Genomic DNA, 20,637 nt, shown 5'->3' with positions numbered 1-20,637 from the left:
TTGGTTCTTTGTGTTGTGCCTTTAGTTGTTTATATTCAGGAGACTAATGTCAAAACCTGGTGAGGCGTCGCTTGAGTGGATTAAACGAATATCAACAACCAGTAGGCCATGCTCTGCCAGCCTGGCAGCCGTGCCCGCGCCCGCAACGTAGGGTGCTGGAAGGGCGCTTTTGCCGCCTCGAACCGCTATCTGACGCACATAGTGCAGATTTGTGGGCCGCATGGAATACGGCGCAAGATGGCCGTGGCTGGACGTATCTGAGTATTGGGCCGTTTGCTGAGCAACAGCAATTTGCCGACTTTATTGCCAGCGCCGCGCAGAGCAACGACCCGCTGCACTTTGCGGTTGTCGATTGCCAGAGCGGCAAGGCCTGGGGAACGCTGTCACTAATGCGTATCGACCCGGCGAACGGGGTAGTTGAAGTCGGTTTTGTGATGTATTCGCCGTTGCTGCAACGCACTGTTCAGGCTACCGAAGCCCATTATCTGCTGATGAAATATGCCTTTGACCTGGGCTATCGTCGCTATGAATGGAAATGTGACAGTCTGAATGGCCCATCGCGCCATGCGGCGATCCGCCTTGGCTTCCGTTATGAAGGGTTATTCCGCCAGGCCGTGGTGTACAAGCAGCGCACTCGCGATACCGCGTGGTTTTCGATTCTCGATAGCGAATGGCCGCTGATTCAGCAGGCATTTGAAAGCTGGCTTTGCGTTGAGAATATGCCGGATGGCGTGCAGAAACAGGGGTTGGCGCAGATTCGTGAAAGCCTGAGCCACCATCGTCCAGCCGACAGCAGAAACACGCTGCAAGTCAGAGCACTGGAAGAGGGCGATCACGCGGCGTGGGCTGTTTTATGGCAGGGTTATTTGACGTTTTACAACAGCCAGCTCAGTGATGAAATTAGCCAACTGACGTGGCGCAGAATGCTTGACCCTAACGAACCGATGTTTGCGCTGGGGGCGTTTGACGGGCAGGGGAAAATGGTCGGTTTTACCCATATGGTTTACCACCGAGGCACCTGGTCGGCAGAAGATCATTGTTATCTTGAGGATCTGTTTACCGCGCCTGAATCACGCGGCAAAGGCATTGGGCGGGCATTAATCGAAGGGGTTTATCAGCATGCTCAGGCGAAAAGTTGCCAGCGCGTGTACTGGCATACCCATGAAACCAATGCCGCAGGCCAGGCGTTATATGACAAGTTAGCGGATAAGCCGGGCTTTATTCAGTATCGAAAAGATTTGGTTTAGCGTAAGCCATAAATGTCGGATGACGCTGCGCTTATCCGACCTACGCTTGTCCGACCTGCGGTTCGGTTTGCTTGGCCGCCATCCCTTTCACAACCATCAAATAAGCCAGCGCGATGGCGGCCATCAATACCACAAACAGCATATACGGCGGCAACCAGGTCAGCATTAATCCGGTGAATAGTGGATTACATGCGCCGCCTAACCATCCCAATTGTTGGGCTGAGAAATAGCTGGCTTTCAGTCCCGCTGGGGCAATGTTATCCACCAGCATATATTCACCAGGGGCGAAGATAAGCTCGCCGAGAGTAAACACCGCCGCCGATAAGCCCCACAACAGCAAGTTGTCGCCGGAAATCATAAAGCCTGCCAGCCCGGCGATGAAAAATAGCGTGCCGTATGCCATCAGCTTTTTAATGTTATCCGGGCGAATGCGTTTACCAACCATGTATTGAAAAACCACCACCACAAACGCATTCACTGGCAGAACCACACCCACCACTTTTTGTGCCAGATCCGAATCAGAGATGGCAATTGCATACTGCGATAAACACGCGGCGAACGAGCCGAAGACCAGCGAGCCGAGGAAAGCCGACAAAGTGAAATACATCAGCGCCTTATCTTTGAGCATTTGCAACGGCGAAAGCCTGACGTTGCTGTCTTGCTGGAGTTCACTCACCGGCACGCTATGCACATAACGGCTAATCACGATAAACGGAATGATCGCCGTCAGGCCGGATAACCAGAATGGCAGGTTAGTGCTGTAGAGCACCGCCAGCGTGCCAATCGGCGGGCCAACCGTCCAACCGATATTGGCGAAGGTGTAATTGAGCGAGAAAATTTTCGGTTTCTGGTGAATTTCCAGCGTGTCAGAAAAATAGCCTTTTAGCACCGTCGCAAACACCGAATAAGCGCAGTTAATCAGCGAGTAAAATACCACCACCAGAACGGCGTTATTCACCAGCGGGATCGCGACAAATCCGCCGAGAAAAATCACAATTGCCAGCAGCATGTATTTTTTCTTGTCGAACTTATCTGCCAGGATGCCAAACCACAGGCTGAAAACCACCCCAGCGGTGAGAGCCATCGTCAGCGCCATGCCAATTTCGTTTAACGGCATGTTGTATTGCCGGGAAAGGTAAATGGTCATGAAGGGGAGCGTTAGCCCACGTCCTACGGTCAGTAACAGTGAGGAGAGCAGTAAAACGCTGATGGAGAGTTGCTTGCCAGAGAAACGCGTTGCTAAAGAAACCATTTTATCGTTTGTTTTTATTAATGATTAATTGGGGGTTATCAGATTTAGCATGAAGATTTGGCAAAGTATAGATGCCGTTTATCAGGGAATGCTTTCTGTATCTAAGCTTTAAAGTGCCAACTGTATCTATTCAAACTGTTAGTTTAGCCGTAATTTTTAACAAATTTGTAATATCAACAGAGGTCGAAGTATGACGCGCAAAGATGGACTGCTGGCGATGCTGGTCGTAGTGGTGTGGGGGCTGAATTTCGTAGTGATCAAAATGGGGCTGCATAATATGCCGCCGCTGTTATTGGCTGGTCTGCGTTTCTTGCTGGTTGCTTTCCCTGCGTTACTGTTTGTCGCGCGTCCGAAAATTCCTTTTCGCTTGCTGGCCGCTTACGGGCTGACGATCAGTTTTGGGCAGTTTGCATTTTTGTTCAGCGCCATTAAATTTGGCATGCCTGCGGGGCTGGCTTCACTGGTGCTTCAGGCGCAGGCGTTCTTCACTATTATCCTCGGCGCTTGTGTCTTCAAAGAACGTCTGCAAGGCAAGCAACTGGCGGGGATTTCCTTAGCTGTTATCGGTGTACTGGTGCTGATTGAAGGCAGTCTTGGTGGGCAACATGTGGCTTTGCTCGGTTTTATGCTGACGCTGGCCGCGGCGTTTAGCTGGGCATGCGGCAATATCTTCAATAAGAAAATTATGCAGCTGGAGGCGCGTCCGCCAATTATGTCTTTGGTGGTGTGGAGTGCATTAATTCCGGTACTGCCATTCTTTGCCGCCAGTTTTCTGTTCGATGGGGCAGCCGTGATGTGGCAAAGCCTGATAGCCATTGATATGACGACGATTTTGTCGCTGGTTTATCTCGCATTTGTAGCAACAATTGTTGGTTACGGGATTTGGGGAAGTTTGCTGGGGCGCTACGAAACCTGGCGTGTTGCACCGTTATCGTTACTGGTGCCGGTTGTCGGGATGGCGAGTGCCGCATGGCTGCTGGGGGAAACCTTGTCGATGACACAGTTAGCGGGGGCGCTGCTGATTATGGGCGGATTGTATATTAATGTCTTCGGCTTGCGGGTGCGCAGAACGGTGACGAATTAGTGTGCCGGGCGGGTCAGCGTTCCAGACCCGCCATGGTAGAGATTAGTGGCTGTTGTCGCGGTAATACGGCGTACCCAGCAACTCAGACTTGTCACCCATCATGTGGCTATCGTCAGCACAGTTTTCAGACGCGGGGATAATCATGTTGCCATGATTGGCTTGCGTGGCACTGAATTGGGTTGATTGCTCCGCCAGAGCGTTGGTGGAAGCCAGAATCAAAAGCAGGCTTGCCGCGGAGATGTAACGTTTCATAAATCCTCGGTGTCTGACTCAACAGACGGTTGCATAGCGTTTGTTAACAATATTAATGATTTAGCGGATGAATATACTTTCCTTCACCACCTGAACACGCAACGCGGAACCGATGAGGAGGTACAGAAAAGTAATTCTTGAAGGTCCGAGTGAGCGTCTGTTGCGACTCAAACCCATACTGCTCTGCCAAATAGAGAATCGGCTCGTTGCTTTGTTTCAGCTTGAGGGCGATCTCAGTCAATTTGCGATTGCGGATGTATTGGCCTAATGAATGGCCGGTCTCTTTTTTAAACATCCGTTGCAGGTGCCACTTCGAGTAGCCCGAACGCTGCGAAACCTTCTCTAGCGACAGAGGGGTTTCCAGGTTTTCTTCAATCCAGTCCAAAATGCTTTGAATGGTGATTGAATCATTGTTTCGTCTGGACATCGTTCACCTCTTTTCAGGTTTTACGGCAATACCTTTGTCAGCAGTTGATAAAGTGTGGTCACTTCATCTGCTGTCAGGTTTTTAGTCAGTTCTTGATGCAGGTTTTTTCCGACAAGTTGGTGACATTTTTCGCACAATGTTTTCCCTTCCGGAGTCAATCGTACCAGTACACCGCGTTTGTCGTTGGGATTAGGCAACCGTTCAATCCACCCCTTGCTCAGCAGGCGGTCCAACATGCGAGTTAACGCACCCAGGTCTACTGATAAGGCTTTTTTCAACTCGACAGGCTGTACGCACTCTTCGCAATAAATGCTGCAAAGCACCTTAAATTGCGTGGCGGTGATATCGAGTGGGGAAAGATGATCGTTTAGCAGGCGATCCTTATGTTGGTTAACCATATGAATCAGTCTTCCAAGCGGAATCACCTCGTTAAACAGATCGTTAGTGTTTTTCACTATTATTGCCCAGGCAAGTATATTTAATCACGGCAGATATTATTGCTCAGGCAAGCATATGTCAACGTTATGAATATGTGATGACACAAATAGCTAAAACGGTTCAACTGTTAACATACATACAGTTCTGTAACGAATGCGCGAAGGGTGACTGCTATACTCTGAATCGCGAAAAGTCACTGCAATTAAGGGTTAGAAGATGATGGATTTGGTAAAGGCCATAGGGTTTGGGCTGGTGGTGTTATTGCCGCTGGCTAACCCGTTAACAACGGTAGCATTGTTCCTCGGCCTTGCTGGCGATATGAATAAAAAGGCGCGTGATAGAACTGCGCTGATGGCGTCAGTGAATGTATTCATCATCATGATGGTGGCTTACTACGCTGGGCAAGTTGTGATGAACACCTTTGGTATTTCGATACCGGGCTTGCGTATTGCGGGTGGCTTAATTGTGGCCTTTATTGGTTTCCGCATGCTGTTCCCGCAGCAGAAGGCGCATGAATCACCGGAAGCACATACAAAAGCCGAGGAGCTTGAGCAGGAGCCTGATACCAATATCGCGTTTGTCCCATTGGCGATGCCAAGTACGGCGGGGCCGGGGACCATTGCGATGATCATCAGTTCATCGTCAACGGTTGAGCATGGTGTCAATTTCCCCGCCTGGGTTGTGCTGGTGGCTCCACCGCTGATTTTTGCGCTGGTAGGGCTGATTTTGTGGGGGAGTTTACGCAGTTCTGGTGCGATTATGCGCCTGGTCGGCAAGAGCGGTATTGAAGCGATTTCGCGCCTGATGGGCTTCCTGCTGGTGTGTATGGGGGTTCAGTTCATTATTAACGGGGTACTAGAGATTATTACCAAGTTTCCAGCCCAATAAACGCGAATGTCGGGTAAGCGCAACGCTACCCGACATCCTTTTATCCTGGCTAACCGTGGCTGTGCTGTTCTTCTAAGGAAACCGGCCAACGACGGAAAATTAATACTGAAACGATAAGCGCCACCAGTGCCGGAACCGCCCCCACCAGCCCAATACTCGACATATCAAAATGCAGGCTAACCTGGTTACCTACCAACGCGCCCGCGCCAATCCCGAGATTAAAAATCCCTGAGAATAACGCCATAGAAACATCGGTTGCATCGGGTGCCAGTGCCAAAACTTTCACCTGCATGCCGAGGGTGATAACCATAATGGCGATTCCCCAGAACAGGCATAACAGAGTGAGCTGAGTGCTGCTTTGCGCGGCAGGCAGTAACAACGCGAGGCACAACACCAGTAAACCGATCGAACCGCTGACCAGCGTTGATGAATGGCGATTGCCCAGTTTACCAAACAGCACGCTGCCAATAATCCCTGCGGCACCCAGCACCAACAGTAGCAGAGTCGCCACATTCGCACTCAATCCGGCTACGGTTTGTACGAACGGTTCGATGTAGCTGTAGGCGGTGTAATGCGCGGTCACCACCACCGCGACCAATACATATAAGCTCACCAGGGCTGGGCGTTTAAACAGCAACGGCAAACTTTTCAGCGAACCTGAGTGTTCGCTTGGCAATTTAGGCAGCAGTTTCATCACACAGAACAGCGTGAGCGCCGCGACGACACCAATAGCGAAGAAAGTGGTACGCCAGCCGAAATATTGCCCAACGATCCGTCCAAGCGGCAAACCTAAAACCATCGCCAGCGCGGTACCAGTGGCTATCAAGCTGAGTGCTTGAGCCTTTTTCCCGGCCGGTGCCATACGAATCGCCAGCGACGCGGTAATTGACCAGAATATGGCGTGGGCAAAGGCAATCCCAATGCGGCTAATCACCAACACCGGGAAGCTCCAGGCGACGAATGAGAGCACGTGGCTTACGATAAATAAGACGAAAATACTGACCAATAAGCGCTTTCGTTCGACCTGACTGGTTAACAGCATAAAGGGAAGGGACATTAGCGCCACCACCCATGCGTAGATAGTTAGCATGATCCCAACTTGCGCAGTCTGCATACCAAAACTATCGGCAATGTCAGACAGTAAACCAACCGGGACAAATTCCGTGGTGTTAAAAATAAAGGCCGCGACAGCGAGCGTAACGACGCGTAGCCACGCCGTTTTGCGTGAGACTTTGCTTATAGTCATAGATGGTATTCGCGCAGGTTTTAGAAAGAGTGGTGAGCAGGCGATCATAAAACCATCAAACCAGCTGTACAACCAATTTTGTGATTTAAGTCTCATTTTATTGTGGTGATTTTCATGGAAGTTATGACATGGTAGAAGTCATAGGCTTACCGAGGGAGAAAATGCCATGCAGCAAATTGATTTTTATATGGTCGATGCGTTTACGGACACCACTTTTGGTGGCAATGCTGCTGCGGTTTGCCCGCTGACGGAATGGCTGCCAGATGCAACCTTACTGGCAATGGCACGACAGCATAATCAATCGGAAACAGCTTTTTTTGTCACCACCGATGAGGGTTTTGAGTTGCGTTGGTTTACCACGCAAGGGGAGGTTAACCTTTGTGGCCATGCAACGCTGGCAAGCGCGCATGTGATTTTTGAATATCTGAATTACCCGGAAACTGCAATTCAGTTTTCAACGCGATTTGTGGGCCCGTTGACCGTCACGCGAAATGGCGATTGGTTAACTCTGGATTTCCCGGCCACCAGCAGCGAGCCGGTCACACCGCCGCAGTTGTTGCTGGACTCATTGGGGATCAGTGAATATCAGGAAGTCCGCCTGGGGCGTACTTACACCGTAGTGCTCAGTACGCAACAGCAGGTTGAAGCAATAAAACCTGACTTCCAGCTGATGCTGGGGCTGAATCAAAAGGTTTGTATCACCGCACCGGCCAATGACGAAGGCTATGATTTTGTCAGCCGTTTCTTCTCGCCCGCGTCGTCAATTACCGAAGATCCCGTCACCGGATCGACGCATACCATGCTGATCCCTTATTGGGCTCAAAAGCTTGGTAAAACCCAGATGTTGGCTCGCCAGGTTTCCCAACGCGGTGGTGATTTACGCTGCCAGTTAGTCGGTGACAGGGTGCATATCGCCGGGCAAGCCGCCACCTATCTAGTTGGAAAAGTGCTGTTGCGCGGCTAAGGTGTTTGTTCCAGTAACCCGATAAACGCGTCGAGTTGTCGGGTTTTCGCACCCCGTCGCCAGATTAGCCAGGTATTCAGGAACCGCCACTCTTCCGGCAATGCCGATATTGAGACCTGATGGCTGCCGGGCATGCTTTCCAGCATGCTGCGCGGCATCAATGCAATGCCTGCCCCCGCTATGACACACGCCAGCATGCCGTGGTACGACTCCATTTCGTGAATTTTACCGGGTGCTGATTGCTGGCTGTGAAACCAGCTTTCGAAATGTCGTCGATACGAGCAGTTGGCGCGAAACGCATAAATACTGGCTTCGCTGACTTGCAGGGCATCGGTAATCATTACGTGGCCCGCAGGGGCGACAATCACCATTTCTTCTTCATAGACCGAAATTCCTTCAAGCGACGGATGCATGACCGGGCCATCGACAAAGGCCGCCGACAAGCGCCCGTCCAGCACACCATCAATTTGATCACCTGACGGGCCTGTGGCGAGCGAAAGCTGAATTTTGGGGAAGCGTTGGTTAAACAACGCTAAAATACCGGGAATGCGCACCGCCGCCGTACTTTCCAGCGAACCGAGCATCAAAAAACCGTGTGGTTCATCACCTGAAACCGCCATCCGTGCTTCATCAACCAACGCCAGAATCCGTTTACTGTAGCTGAGAAAACTGTGTCCGGCGGGCGCAAGGCGCAAGCGTTGGTTTTCGCGGATAAACAAGTCCACACCGAGATCGGCTTCAAGTTGTTTAATACGCGTAGTGAGATTAGACGGTACGCGATGTACCTTCGCCGCCGCGGCGCTGATACTGCCGGTTTCTGCTACCGCATTAAACATTTCAAGTTGCGTAAGATCCATAAAGCTTTCTCGATTCGTGAATGACTCACTCATTATTATTCATTTTTCATGATTGTCACGGGCGATTAAGGTGAGGGCATCAACTGAACTCTGGGGGCATTATGAACACACACGCTATTTCCATTAATCCGGCTAACGGTGAGCAACTGTCAGCCACACCTTTTGAGTCGGCTCAACAGTTAGATAACGCGCTGGCGGGGAATCATGCGGCGTTTAACCTCTGGCGGCAGGTTTCGCTGGCGCGTCGCGCAGAGAAATTACAGGCTCTTGGTACGGCACTTCGCAACAATGCGGAAGCTTTAGCGCAAATGATCACCGCTGAAATGGGTAAACCCATTGTTCAGGCACGTGGCGAAGTGGCTAAATCGGCAAATTTATGTGACTGGTATGCCGAACACGGCCCGGCGATGCTGGCGACCGAAAGTACACCAGTGGAAAACCAACAGGCGGTGATTGAGTACCGCCCTCTGGGTGCGATTTTGGCTGTGATGCCGTGGAACTTCCCATTCTGGCAAGTGTTGCGCGGTGCGGTGCCGATTCTTTTGGCAGGTAACAGTTATGTACTGAAACATGCACCAAATGTGATGGGAAGTGCGCGACTGATCAAACAGTTGTTCAGCGAAGCGGGCTTCCCTGAAGGGGTGTTTGAAGTGATCAATGTGACGCCAGAAGGTGTGAGCCGGGCGATTAACGACGCGCGGATTGCAGCGGTTACCGTCACCGGGAGTGGGCGAGCGGGTGCTGCGATTGGCGCGCAAGCCGGTGCTGCGTTGAAAAAATGTGTACTGGAGTTAGGAGGTTCCGATCCCTTTATCGTGCTGAATGACGCAGATCTTAATGAAGCCGTTAAAGCGGCTGTCGCCGGGCGTTATCAGAATACTGGACAAGTTTGTGCAGCGGCCAAACGCTTCATTATTGAGGCAGGAATTGTTGACGAATTCACGAAGCAGTTCGTCGCGGCGGTGCAAGCTTTAAAAATGGGCGATCCCACTGACGAAACCACCTACATTGGGCCGATGGCGCGTTATGATTTGCGTGATGAGCTGCATCACCAGGTTACAGTGTCACTTAAACAGGGGGCGAACTTACTACTTGGCGGTGAGAAAGTGGCGGGTAAGGGCAATTTCTATGCGCCAACCGTTCTGGGGAATGTCACGCCAGAGATGGTGGCATTTCGTGAAGAATTGTTTGGCCCAGTCGCCACGATTACCGTCGCCCGTGATGCCGAACATGCGCTGGAACTGGCTAATGACAGTGACTTTGGGCTTTCAGCCACCGTATTTACCACCAATAGCCAACTCGCAGAAGAATTTGCCGCACGCCTTGAATGTGGCGGTGTGTTTATTAATGGCTACAGTGCCAGCGACCCACGCGTGGCATTTGGCGGCGTGAAGAAAAGTGGTTTTGGCCGCGAGCTTTCCCATTTTGGTCTGCATGAGTTTTGTAATGTGCAAACTGTATGGAAAGACCGGCGTTAGTTTCGGGTTTTCACCTGCCTGCAACGAACGCAGTCTGATATACTGGCGGGCGTAAAATACCCGCCATTCAGGAGTTTGCAGTGCCAGGTTTGTTAGATAATCAATTACTCGAAGATATTCTGGCGCAGGTTCGGCCACTCATTGGTCAGGGTAAAGTCGCTGATTATATTCCCGCACTGGCTGAAGTTCCGGGCAATAAACTGGGGATTTCCGTTTGTACCGTCGACGGTGAAGTCTTCAGCGCCGGAGATGCCGCAGAACGCTTCTCGATTCAATCTATTTCAAAAGTGCTCAGCCTGGCGCTGGCGATGGCGCGTTATGATGAGCACGAAATCTGGCAGCGCGTGGGTAAAGAGCCTTCGGGGCAGCCTTTCAATTCATTACTCCAGTTAGAACTTGAACAGGGAAAACCCCGTAACCCGTTTATTAATGCCGGGGCATTGGTAGTGTGCGACATGCTGCAAACACGCCTGAGTGCGCCGAAACAGCGCATGCTGGAAGTGGTGCGCGCAATAGCCCAACAACCCGATCTGGCCTATGACAGCCGCGTTGCGAAATCTGAATTCGAGCATTCGGCGCGTAATGCTGCCATCGCCTGGCTGATGAAATCATTTGGTAATTTCGATAACGATGTGATTACCGTCCTGCAGAATTATTTCCACTATTGCGCACTAAAAATGAGCTGCAATGAACTGGCGAAAACTTTCTTATTTCTGGCAAATCAAGGGTGTGCATTACACCTTGATGAGCCAATTATTAGTGCACAACAAGCCCGACAAATAAATGCGTTAATGGTGACCAGCGGAATGTACGATGGTGCGGGTGAGTTTGCCTATCGAGTGGGTATGCCTGGTAAATCCGGTGTTGGCGGCGGCATTATTGCCATCGTTCCGCATGAGATGTCTATTGCGGTCTGGTGCCCGGAACTGGATACCTCGGGTAACTCGTTAGCCGGAACGGCCGCGCTGGAAATCCTCGCACAGCGGATTGGCCGATCAATCTTTTAAACTTAAGCTAAAATTTATTTTTGCACTCATTCAGGTGTATTAACTCTCTAAGTAGTGCATACATAAATATGAATCAAAAAAGCATATCTATTCAAAAGCATATTACGTTATTTTCACCTAAAAAACGCCTGGCGAATGCCGTTAATATATTTGTCATTACCACGCTGTTCTATTTTTTCGGTGCGTCACTTCGCCTGATTGATGAACTGTCGCTGTTCTGGCCGCTCAACGCGGTGCTGGCGGCGGTGTTTGTCCGCCACCCGTTCCTGAACCGGCCTGTTTATTATGTTGTCAGCTATAGTGCGATGGTGGTTTACGACATCGTCACCACCCACTGGGGATGGCAATCGGTGATAATAAACCTCTCTAACATGGTATTTATTATTATCGTCGCCCGCTTATTACTGCGATATTCCAGAACCCAGGATGAAAACAATTGGGCGCTAAATGCGTTTAATCTTTTTTATACCTGTTTGATTGGTGCCGTTCTCAGCTCTTTATTAGGCTCCATTGGCTCAACTGGTCCATCATCTGATTATCGTCACTTTATTTCGCTGTTCGCTGACTGGTTTAGCGAACAGTTTTCGACGGGTGTGTTGATGATGCCGTTTTTGCTGATGACCAAATGGCCGCAGTGGAAGGCGTTGCCTGCTTTGCAGTTGTCGAAACTCTACCCATTGCTGGGCGTTGTCATTTCAATTCTTGCTTCGGTGGTGATTGGCGGTGCCGGTAGCCTGGCGTTCCCGTTACCCGCGCTTATCTGGTGTGCCATTCGTTATCCATTGCCGGTGACGGCGTTGCTGACGCTATTAACCGGTGGGGCAGAGATTATTCTGCTGGCAAATTCGATTGTGGCGCTTTCCCCCGATACCCCGTTGGTAGTGAGTGAGATGTTCTCTGCCCGCCTGGGGATCGCCACGATGGCGATTTGCCCGCTAATTGTTTCCGTCAGCGTAGATGCAATCAATCGGCTGATTAAGCAAACCTCGCTGCGTGCGGATTATGACTACCTTACTGGCGTTTATTCCCGTTCAGGTCTGTATGAAGCGTTGAAAAACACCGCACCACTGAACCATCAACCTGAGCAAAAATTCTGCGTGATGTTGCTGGATATCGACTATTTCAAACGTATTAATGATAACCACGGCCATGAATGTGGCGATGTGGTGTTGGCTGCTTTCGCCCGGCGTCTATCCGAAATCGTCGGTGAAACAGGGCTGGTCGCTCGTCTTGGCGGTGAGGAGTTTGTGGTGGCCTGTAGCACGGATACCGAACAAAAAGGGTATGCCATCGCGGAGCAAATCCGTAAGGATATTGAACGCACCGCGTTTCGTTACCAGCAACAAACGCTGTTTATCACCGTCAGTATTGGCCTTGCAACAACGACTCCAGGACAACAAACGCTTCTCGATGCGTTTAACTCGCAGCTCGCGCAAGCGGATAAGTACCTGTATTTGTCCAAGCGCAACGGGCGCAACCAGACCAGCAGAGCGTCGTTGAGCGAGTGCGTTATTAATAGTTAGTGTGATGAGGTCGACATTTTATTAGTTGTCGTACCAAAAATAATTGGTATAACAACTCTTGTTTGATCAAAACGGGGTTTCACTTTGTTGGGTTCTGATAATTTGTTTGGGATATTTCTAGTCGTTCATCCTGTACACACCAAGGAACAACATAGTGAAAACTCTAAATCGTCATGATTTCCCTGGCGCTCAATATCCTGAACGTATTATCCAGTTTGGTGAGGGCAACTTCCTGCGCGCTTTCATTGACTGGCAAGTCGATTTACTCAATGAACATACGGACTTAAATGCGGGCGTGGTGATTGTACGTCCGATCGACAGTGCATTCCCACCGTCGTTATCAACCCAGGATGGGCTTTACACCACGGTTATCCGTGGCCTGAACGAGCAGGGCGAAGCGGTAAGTGACGCACGTCTGATTCGCTCAGTAAACAGAGAAATCAACGTCTATCAAGAGTACGACGCGTTCCTTAAGCTGGCACATAACCCAGAGATGCGTTTTGTGTTCTCCAACACCACCGAAGCGGGTATCAGCTACCATGCGGGCGATAAATTTGCAGATGCACCAGCGGTAAGCTATCCGGCTAAACTGACCCGTTTGCTGTTTGAACGTTTCAGCCATTTCAACGGTGCGGTCGATAAAGGCTGGGTGATCATTCCTTGCGAACTGATCGACTATAACGGCGATGCACTGCAAGAGTTGGTGCTGCGTTACGCGCAAGAATGGGCACTGCCAGCAGCATTCATTCAATGGCTGAATGACGCCAACACTTTCTGTTCAACACTGGTTGACCGTATCGTAACCGGTTACCCGCGCGACGAAGCCACCGAGATTGAAAATTCACTCGGTTATAAAGATAGTTTCCTCGCGGCGGCAGAACACTTCTACCTGTTCGTGATTCAGGGGCCGGCATCTTTGGCTCAGGAACTGCGCCTGGATAAATTCCCGCTGAACGTGCTGATTGTTGATGACATTAAGCCTTATAAAGAACGCAAGGTAGCGATCCTCAACGGTGCTCACACCGCACTGGTTCCGGTTGCGTATCTGGCAGGCTTGAATACCGTTGGCGAAGCCATGAACGATGCCGAAGTGTGTGGTTTTGTGGAAAAAACCATTGCGGAAGAGATTATTCCTGTCCTGGATTTGCCGCGCGACGAATTACAGTCATTCGCCCAGGCGGTCACCAGCCGTTTCCAGAACCCGTATATTCAGCACCAGTTGTTATCCATCGCGCTGAATGGCATGACTAAATTCCGCACCCGTATTCTGCCGCAATTGCTGGCGGGCCAGCAGGCGAGCGGGACATTGCCTCCGCGTCTGACTTTCGCACTGGCGGCACTGATTGCCTTCTATAAGGGCGAACGCAACAACGAAAGCTATCCATTGCAGGATGACGAGCATTGGTTGGTTCGTTATCAACAGCTTTGGACATCACTGGGCGACAAGCAAATCACCGTGCAGCAACTGGTTGAGGCCGTGTTAAGCGACAGCGATCATTGGGGCCAGGATTTGACTCAAGTCGCGGGTCTGGTGGCTAAAGTTAGCGAAGATTTGCAGGTTATTCTGAGCCAGGGCATGCGTGCTGCGGTAGCTCGTTACTGCTAAGCATCAAAAAATGTGGTGGATGGCGCTTGCGCTTATCCACCCTACAAAACCGGTTAACGTGTGGCTTGATTGGTGGATGGCGCTTGCGCTTATCCACCCTACAAAACCGGTTAACTTGTGGCTTGATTGGTGGATGACGCTGCGCTTATCCACCCTACAAAACCAGTAATCATGCGGTTTGTAGGTCTGATAAGCGCAGCGCCATCCAACAAAATCCCTTTATTTATCGTCGCCCATAATGGTTTTCATGGTGGCTTCGTCAGGCAGACCCTGATGTTGTTGCAGGCGCCCGTCTTTGTTCAGGTAGTAAATGGACGGTGTGGCGCTACCGCCCAGTTCGTCCATTAATGCCAGGTTGTTTTCAAGAGCTTTGGTGATTTCTGGTTTGATGGTCGCAGGGACGTTTAACGTCATTTTGCCCTTGCTGTTTTCATATTCCGCCAGCGTTTTTGCCGGGTCGTCAGACATCATAATGGCTGCGGCTTTTTGACCGCTATCCGGGCGCAACATCCCAACCATTAAGACACGCAGTTGTACTTTGCCGGAACTCAACCACGGTTGTGCGTTGAGCCAAAACTGGGTGCAATACGGGCAGTAAGGATCGGCAAAGGCGTAAACAATCTGCGGGGCGTCAGCTTTACCTGCTGCGATCCAGTGATTTTTCTCGAGTTTTTGCCACATCTCTTTAGCCATCGGCGCATAAACCCATTTCTCTACCTGAGCATCGCTGAGGTTTTTACCGCTGGCATCGACCAGATTTCCCATAATCGCATGCTGTTTATCCGGGGTCAGGAACACGGTAGTGCCTTGTCCCTGAAACTGCATCACATAGCCTGGTAAGTCACCTGGACCTTTAAATTCACCTTTCAGTTCAAATCCTTGCTGCTGTAAGGCGCTAATCGGGGCAGGGAGTTTAGCATCCGTAGCCAGCGCAGAAGTGTTGGTGAGGAGTGCAAGCGACAGGGTCCATACTGCATGTTTCATTATCTAATCCTTTTCATTCTTTTGATGAATGTACGCCTCGCCAGGATACCTGCCGTCGGCCAGGAAGGAAAGTTATCGATTAGAAAGATGAACGGGCGTTAATTTGCTATCGTATGCGCCATTATTCAGATTCATTGGACGCATTATGACCCACTCATCGAAAGACCCTCTGCACGGCATGACACTTGAAGCCATTGTGAATGCTTTAGTTGCACGTTTTGGATGGGAAGAACTGGCAAAACGCATCAACATCAATTGTTTTAAAAGTGACCCAAGCGTGAAATCCAGCCTTAAGTTTCTACGCCGTACCCCATGGGCGCGTAAAGAAGTCGAAGATTTGTATCTTGATTCTTTAGAAGACGAAAAAGTCGCTCAAAAAGAACCCCCTGCTGATAGCCCGTGGGCAAATTGGCAGAGTAAAAAAGGGCAGGAATAACGATTCACAGCGGGGACTGCAATTTGTGGTTCCTGATCCTTAGCTCCCTCTACGCAACATGATAACCAACACAAACATTCCGCCAACACCTGCGGTGATAATCCCGATTGGCAGTTCCTGTGGGGCAATGAGTGTTCGGCTCAACAAATCTCCGGCAGACAGCAGGATTGCGCCCAGGATGCCAACCAGCGGCAATAATCTGCGATGCCGCACGCCAGCAAATGGTCGTGCCAAATGAGGTACCATCAACCCCACAAAACCAATGACACCGGTGAGTGAAACGAAGATTGCTGTCGCCATTGAGCAACAAAGAAAGACTTCACTACGCAGGCGTGTCACGTTAATGCCCAACGAACAGGCAGTCTGTTCACCCGCCAGCAAGCCATCCAGTGAACGCCAGCGTAGTGAAATGAATGCGATAAGCAGAAGCAGGGCGATGGCGGCAAAGCCAAGGTTATCCCAGCGCGCCAAACCCAGCCCCCCTAACGCCCAAAACAGGGCATGACTGGCAGTGCGTTGGTCGCCGGAAAAAATCAGATAATTAGTGAGCGCACCAAACAAAAATGACACTGCCAGCCCGCAAATAATCAACTTCTCTGTCCCTTTATGCGACTGAGACATAAAGATAATCATCACCGCTGCCGCAGAAAGCATCCCGCCAGCAAACGCGGCGATGGGCAAAGTCCACATGCCAAGAGTGCTGCCAAGACGGGTGGTCACCAGCACAACACCCGCAGAAGCGCCAGAAGACAAGCCAAAGAGAAAAGGGTCAGCCAGGTCGTTACGCGTGGTGGTTTGTAGCAGTGAACCGACCAGCGCCAGGCCTGCTCCAGCCAACATTCCCAGTAACGTGCGCGGTACACGCAACTCCAGCACGATGCTTTTTATCATCGGCGAGACTTCACCTGGCATTAAATCCAGTGCGGTCAACACGTCGGAAAAAGAGAGCGGCACGCTGCCTTTCGCCACGTTTGCCAGTGTTAAACCCGCCAACAGAAACGGCGCGATAATCCACACCACTAAAAATCGTTTATCGGCGTACATCAGTTGAATGCGCCAGGGTAAAGCGCATGGGCGACTTTGCCGATCGCGGTGATATTGGCAGGGCCGGGCGTCAGCTCCTGGTATTTAAGTCTTAGGTAGCGGTGATGAATAACGGCTGGTGTGTTTTTCATTAACGGATGCTGTTCGAGGAACTGCTGTAACTTGTCAGCTCCACCATTAAAATCTGACTGATAGTCCACCAGAATAATGAACTCAGGCTCGGTCGCGGCGACACTTTCCCAGTTGCTGAATGCCCAACTTTTGTTCAGCGTATCCATGACATTTTTACCGCCGGCAGCTTCGATAATCGCCGTTGGCATGGCGTAAGCCCCGCTGGTATAGGGTTTATCTTCACCGGAGTCGTAAAGAAACACGCGCAGCGGTTTGCGTCCGGCAGTTTTGTTATTTAAATCGGCAACCTGCTTTTTCCAGCGACTCACCAGTTTTGCTGCATCTTCTGCTTTGCCAAACACTTTACCCAGTCGTTCCATATCGCCGTAAAGCAAATCCATACTGGCGCGTGGGCGGTGGCTATCAACGTGAATACAGCTTTCGCTCAGGATAAGCGTTTTGATATTGAATTTTGCCAGCGCTTGCGGAGTGACATCACCGCGCAGACCGTAGTTCCAGCCAGCATAAAAGAGGTCAGGCTGGGCAGCCAGCAGGGTTTCCATTGACGGATATTTGGCGGCAAGCTCAGGAATATCTCCCTGTAATCGCCTAAACGCCGGGATGTTTTTGTACCAGCCAGAAACACCGGTAATGCCAACCATTTTGGGTTGCAGGTGCAGGTCAAACGCCATTTCGGACAGGTTAATGTCATGAACGACCATGCGTTTAGGGGCTTCGGTAAAGGTCAGCGGTTTTCCGCAGTTATCGACAGTTACCGGAAAACCAGAGGCACCGGCAGTACCGGTAAGTGCGGCTAACAGTGCCGCAAGCATTAAATTTTTCACACAAACTCCTGATTCATCAGGCGTTGCACCTTACAGGAATTAATAGTGTGAATGGATTCGATTAGATCAATTAATGATTAGTTATTTGTATAACCATTAACTTCTGAGGCCAGGGCTTCAAAAATACGCACCGTTTTGCCATTTTGGGGATGGGTAACGTGCAGGCTCTGCATGCCGAAAACCCGCGCAAGCCAGGGGGAATCCAGCACTTCTTCGGGCGTACCACGGCAAACCAGGCTCCCGGCATTCATCATAAGCACCTGGTCTGAAAACGGTTGGATCAATTCAAGATCGTGAAGTACTGCAAGCGTAGTGATGTTTTTGTGCTTAACCAGGCTCAGTAACTGGTAGCGAGCGAGCGGGTCGAGATGATTTGTCGGTTCATCGAGTAACAGTAATGCCGGTTTTTGCGCCAGTACACGGGCGAAGCCAGCGCGTTGTCGTTCTCCACCGGATAATTTCCCCAGCGCCACCTGCCGCAAGTGGTTGATGCCGACATCATTGATCGCACCAGCAATCGCTTCGTTATGTTCAGTTTGCGTGTGTTCGGCTTGCCAGGGGATGCGACCCAACGCCACATACTCATTGACTGTCAGCCGTGAGTCCGCATTGTCATGCTGGGTGAGCAGCGCCACGCGGCGCGCCCGTTCAAGCAGCTTCATCGTGCGTAACGTTCTACCCTGAATCACTATCTCGCCACGGGCGGCCTGGAGTTCGCTGATGATAAGGCGCAGCAATGTTGATTTCCCACTGCCATTCGGCCCAATAATCGCGACAAATTCCCCGGCGTTAACATCAAAAGAGACCGCATTAACTTGCGGCGAGTGACCGGAAAAACACAGGGTGAGGTCGCGGACACAGAGCAGGCTTCCAGACATTGAAGAATTCATTAGGTAAATCATTTACAGAAACAATGGCGCACAGGATAGCAGCCTTTGCTGCTAGTCCGTAAACATCCCTGTCAGGCTGTTGCCGTTGCGGGTTTGCGTGTACCTAACATCACCAAAGGAATAGCGAGCAAATAAACGGCCACCACCGAAAGCCAGATAGCGCCAGGCCACTGTTTCTGTACAACGAAATAAAAAGCGGAAAAGAACAGCGGGGCAATGATCGAGGCGAGACTCACGGCGGAAGCCAGTACCCCCTGGAATTGCCCCTGACTATCGGCATCCACCTGGCGAGTTGCCAGCGCCTGAAGCGCTGGTGTGCCGATACCGCCTAACGCAAACAGCGGCATAATCGCAAACACCATCCAGCTTTCATGCGCAAAGGCGATGGTCATCAGGGCAATACAGGCGCAGCTGATTCCGACGAACACCGCACCGCGTTCTCCAAATAGCCTTGCCGCTGGTCCTGGCAGAAATACCTGTACCAGCGCCTGACACAAGCCAAATGCTCCCAGCGATAAACCTATCCAGAAACCATTCCAGCCAAAGGCGTCAAACCCCCACAGTGCCCAGCAAATCCCGTAAGCTTCGCCGGTGGCACTAAGAATGAAGAAGGTGAGTACTACTGGCATTAGCCCTTTCATGGAACAGATCCAACGAAATGGCCGCAGTGGATTAAGTGCCGTGAGGTCGAGTTTCTTGCGTTCAGGTTGATGAGACTCAGGCAACACAAATAGCGCGAGCAGAAAATTGCAGCCATTGAGTACCGCTGCCGCGATAAATGGCAGGCGCACCCAATAGTCCCCCAGAATTCCGCCCAGTAACGGGCCGACAATAAAGCCGAGTCCAAACATCGCATTGAGTAGACCAAAATGCCGCGCACGTTGGTCAGGTGCGGAGACATCGGTCAGATAAGCGGTGGCGACGGAGATATTGGCGCTCGTCATACCAGCAATGGCGCGGCCAACAAACAGTAATGCCAGATTCGGTGAAAAGGCGAGAAACAGGTAATTTACCGCCGCGCCACCGAGAGATAACAACATCACAGGCCGGCGGCCAATACGGTCGCTGAGCGTGCCAAGAACGGGTGCGAGCACGAACTGCATCGCAGCATACAACGCGGTCAATGTACCGATATAAATGGCGACATTGCCACTATGGGTAATGTCTTTTAATAGCGAGGGGAGGATCGGAAAGATAAGACCAATACCCACGGCATCAAGAGCAATAGTGGTGAAAATTACCATAAGGGGTTTATTCATAAAGCGTTCCTGTCGGTATTCAGGTTGCGCACTGAGTGGAGCAAAACCTGTAACGAGCCTAAAACTATTCAGGCATTTAAGGACGCTGGTCGAGAATTGCGCGGAGCGCATCTTAGACTTGTGTGGCGACCACGGTGAGTTTAGTCAAACTGTGGTCACTTTTTCGCGAGGTCTGTCTTTATATCACACACTTCGACAAATTAAAGACCTTCGCTGACAATGATTTTTGCGCATTTTTTTCCAGGAAACCGCGCAACTTTTTAACCAGGTTAAACTTTTATGAGCGGTGACTGGTTTATGATGGTCTTCGACTTGAAGATATCCAGGCTATCTATAGTGGGTGCGAGCACAGAGGAGAATGGTGTATGGAAAAGTATGTGTTTTACGTCAAAGACGAAGCCACGAAAATTTTTGCCCGTAGCGCACTGTCGAAAGACGATATCAAAAAGCTAAAACAAGACGGCTTTAAAAAATATCCGCTGGAGTTTGAGGCGGAAAGCAAGCAGGAAGCCATTGACAAGTTAAATGAAAACACCCGTGACAATATGGATTCTTTAGGTGGTTTTTCTGCCACTATCGCTTTTATAGCGTTGACCGTTGTGATCATGGCAGTGCTGGTTTATCTATTCTAATCTACGCCCCAAACCATTACCAAAATTAATGGTAATTAGGCAATATCTTGTTTGTTTAAAATTAAACAAAAAAAATCAGGCTTAGCACAAAAGAATTAACCACAACATCGACTGTGTCATAAAATTCGCGTCCTTATTTTCGGTATTTATACAACTCTGGTTGTTTA

General features: G+C 50.5%; 22 protein-coding genes and 1 pseudogene. 12 read left to right on the top strand and 11 right to left on the bottom strand.

Translation table 11 applies throughout. From position 1 onward, the window contains the following. Positions 1-71: 71 nt before the first annotated feature. Together MNO13_RS12865 and MNO13_RS12860 are read left to right on the top strand one after the other, a co-directional pair. A pseudogene (locus MNO13_RS12865) lies at positions 72-761 on the top strand (GNAT family N-acetyltransferase); the annotation flags it as partial. A 162-nt stretch (positions 762-923) separates the two neighbouring features. Next, the gene (locus MNO13_RS12860; RefSeq protein ID WP_232885973.1) at positions 924-1,247 is read left to right on the top strand and encodes a GNAT family N-acetyltransferase; all 324 of its coding nucleotides are present in this window, start codon (positions 924-926) and stop codon (positions 1,245-1,247) included. A gap of 40 nt (positions 1,248-1,287) precedes the next feature. Here MNO13_RS12860 and ydeE read toward each other — a convergent pair whose 3' ends face one another. Then, positions 1,288-2,499, bottom strand: a complete 1,212-nt coding sequence (gene ydeE / locus MNO13_RS12855; RefSeq protein ID WP_241938818.1) for an efflux MFS transporter YdeE — start codon at positions 2,497-2,499, stop codon at positions 1,288-1,290. A gap of 190 nt (positions 2,500-2,689) precedes the next feature. Here ydeE and eamA point away from each other — a divergent pair, with 190 nt between their 5' ends. After that, positions 2,690-3,583, top strand: coding sequence for an O-acetylserine/cysteine exporter (gene eamA, locus MNO13_RS12850; protein ID WP_133521455.1), 894 nt, complete (start codon positions 2,690-2,692; stop codon positions 3,581-3,583). A gap of 42 nt (positions 3,584-3,625) precedes the next feature. Here eamA and marB read toward each other — a convergent pair whose 3' ends face one another. Genes marB through marR form a run of 3 tightly spaced genes read right to left on the bottom strand, consistent with a single transcriptional unit; the run spans position 3,626 to position 4,717 of the window. Further along, complete coding sequence (gene marB, locus MNO13_RS12845; protein WP_064546814.1) at positions 3,626-3,835, bottom strand: multiple antibiotic resistance regulatory protein MarB; 210 nt, start codon at positions 3,833-3,835, stop codon at positions 3,626-3,628. 52 nt (positions 3,836-3,887) lie between these two features. Next, positions 3,888-4,262 carry an MDR efflux pump AcrAB transcriptional activator MarA gene (marA, locus tag MNO13_RS12840; protein ID WP_064546812.1) on the bottom strand — a complete coding sequence of 125 codons (375 nt, stop codon included), beginning with the start codon at positions 4,260-4,262 and terminating at the stop codon, positions 3,888-3,890. A 20-nt stretch (positions 4,263-4,282) separates the two neighbouring features. Continuing rightward, entirely contained in the window at positions 4,283-4,717 is a 435-nt protein-coding gene (marR, locus tag MNO13_RS12835) for a multiple antibiotic resistance transcriptional regulator MarR (RefSeq protein ID WP_064546810.1), read from the bottom strand. Between the two features lie 199 nt (positions 4,718-4,916). On the opposite strand from marR, the gene MNO13_RS12830 reads away from it, so the two are divergent. Then, positions 4,917-5,588 (top strand): MarC family NAAT transporter, encoded by a 672-nt coding sequence (locus MNO13_RS12830; RefSeq protein ID WP_064546808.1) that lies wholly within the window; start codon positions 4,917-4,919, stop codon positions 5,586-5,588. Between the two features lie 49 nt (positions 5,589-5,637). Here MNO13_RS12830 and MNO13_RS12825 read toward each other — a convergent pair whose 3' ends face one another. After that, positions 5,638-6,834, bottom strand: a complete 1,197-nt coding sequence (locus MNO13_RS12825; protein WP_064546806.1) for a sugar transporter — start codon at positions 6,832-6,834, stop codon at positions 5,638-5,640. 166 nt (positions 6,835-7,000) lie between these two features. Between MNO13_RS12825 and MNO13_RS12820 the strand changes: the two genes are divergently transcribed. Continuing rightward, complete coding sequence (locus MNO13_RS12820) at positions 7,001-7,798, top strand: PhzF family phenazine biosynthesis protein (RefSeq protein ID WP_064546804.1); 798 nt, start codon at positions 7,001-7,003, stop codon at positions 7,796-7,798. On the opposite strand, the gene ptrR is transcribed toward MNO13_RS12820, so the two are convergent. After that, positions 7,795-8,655 carry a putrescine utilization regulator PtrR gene (gene ptrR / locus MNO13_RS12815; protein WP_241938817.1) on the bottom strand — a complete coding sequence of 287 codons (861 nt, stop codon included), beginning with the start codon at positions 8,653-8,655 and terminating at the stop codon, positions 7,795-7,797. The genes MNO13_RS12820 and ptrR overlap by 4 nt on opposite strands. A 101-nt stretch (positions 8,656-8,756) precedes the next feature. Here ptrR and sad point away from each other — a divergent pair, with 101 nt between their 5' ends. The 5 genes from sad to MNO13_RS12790 all read left to right on the top strand — a co-directional run bounded on the left by sad (position 8,757) and on the right by MNO13_RS12790 (position 14,438). Next, positions 8,757-10,133, top strand: coding sequence for a succinate-semialdehyde dehydrogenase (gene sad / locus MNO13_RS12810; protein WP_064546800.1), 1,377 nt, complete (start codon positions 8,757-8,759; stop codon positions 10,131-10,133). An 80-nt stretch (positions 10,134-10,213) separates the two neighbouring features. Further along, positions 10,214-11,140, top strand: a complete 927-nt coding sequence (gene glsB, locus MNO13_RS12805) for a glutaminase B (protein WP_064546799.1) — start codon at positions 10,214-10,216, stop codon at positions 11,138-11,140. Between the two features lie 68 nt (positions 11,141-11,208). Continuing rightward, a complete protein-coding gene (locus MNO13_RS12800) occupies positions 11,209-12,663 on the top strand; it encodes a GGDEF domain-containing protein (RefSeq protein ID WP_241938816.1) in 1,455 nt (484 codons plus the stop codon). Between the two features lie 154 nt (positions 12,664-12,817). Beyond that, positions 12,818-14,269 carry a tagaturonate reductase gene (locus tag MNO13_RS12795; protein WP_064546795.1) on the top strand — a complete coding sequence of 484 codons (1,452 nt, stop codon included), beginning with the start codon at positions 12,818-12,820 and terminating at the stop codon, positions 14,267-14,269. Between the two features lie 10 nt (positions 14,270-14,279). After that, a complete protein-coding gene (locus tag MNO13_RS12790; RefSeq protein WP_241938815.1) occupies positions 14,280-14,438 on the top strand; it encodes a hypothetical protein in 159 nt (52 codons plus the stop codon). Positions 14,439-14,488: 50 nt separating this feature from the next. On the opposite strand, the gene dsbG is transcribed toward MNO13_RS12790, so the two are convergent. Next, positions 14,489-15,253: a thiol:disulfide interchange protein DsbG gene (dsbG, locus tag MNO13_RS12785; RefSeq protein ID WP_241938814.1), complete on the bottom strand. Its 765-nt coding sequence runs from the start codon at positions 15,251-15,253 to the stop codon at positions 14,489-14,491. Positions 15,254-15,398: 145 nt separating this feature from the next. On the opposite strand from dsbG, the gene MNO13_RS12780 reads away from it, so the two are divergent. After that, a complete protein-coding gene (locus tag MNO13_RS12780; RefSeq protein ID WP_064546791.1) occupies positions 15,399-15,689 on the top strand; it encodes a VF530 family protein in 291 nt (96 codons plus the stop codon). A gap of 39 nt (positions 15,690-15,728) precedes the next feature. Here the strand turns inward: MNO13_RS12780 and MNO13_RS12775 are convergent, their stop codons facing one another. From MNO13_RS12775 to MNO13_RS12760, 4 genes are all read right to left on the bottom strand, one after another. Continuing rightward, positions 15,729-16,733 (bottom strand): FecCD family ABC transporter permease, encoded by a 1,005-nt coding sequence (locus tag MNO13_RS12775; RefSeq protein ID WP_241938813.1) that lies wholly within the window; start codon positions 16,731-16,733, stop codon positions 15,729-15,731. After that, on the bottom strand, positions 16,733-17,689 hold the full coding sequence (locus tag MNO13_RS12770) for an ABC transporter substrate-binding protein (protein WP_241938812.1): 957 nt from the start codon (positions 17,687-17,689) through the stop codon (positions 16,733-16,735). The genes MNO13_RS12775 and MNO13_RS12770 overlap by 1 nt, the downstream gene beginning before the upstream one ends. 77 nt (positions 17,690-17,766) lie before the next feature. Beyond that, positions 17,767-18,567, bottom strand: coding sequence for an ABC transporter ATP-binding protein (locus tag MNO13_RS12765; RefSeq protein WP_241938811.1), 801 nt, complete (start codon positions 18,565-18,567; stop codon positions 17,767-17,769). 83 nt (positions 18,568-18,650) lie between these two features. Continuing rightward, complete coding sequence (locus tag MNO13_RS12760) at positions 18,651-19,838, bottom strand: TCR/Tet family MFS transporter (RefSeq protein WP_237931941.1); 1,188 nt, start codon at positions 19,836-19,838, stop codon at positions 18,651-18,653. Between the two features lie 365 nt (positions 19,839-20,203). Between MNO13_RS12760 and MNO13_RS12755 the strand changes: the two genes are divergently transcribed. Then, positions 20,204-20,470 carry a hypothetical protein gene (locus tag MNO13_RS12755; RefSeq protein WP_064546780.1) on the top strand — a complete coding sequence of 89 codons (267 nt, stop codon included), beginning with the start codon at positions 20,204-20,206 and terminating at the stop codon, positions 20,468-20,470. The last annotated feature ends 167 nt before the right edge of the window (positions 20,471-20,637 follow it).

The sequence above is a fragment of the Buttiauxella ferragutiae genome, from assembly GCF_022637515.1.
Lineage (GTDB): Bacteria > Pseudomonadota > Gammaproteobacteria > Enterobacterales > Enterobacteriaceae > Buttiauxella > Buttiauxella ferragutiae.
The sequence above is the reverse complement of the archived record's forward strand: the minus strand, read 5'-3'. Positions and strand labels throughout refer to the sequence as shown.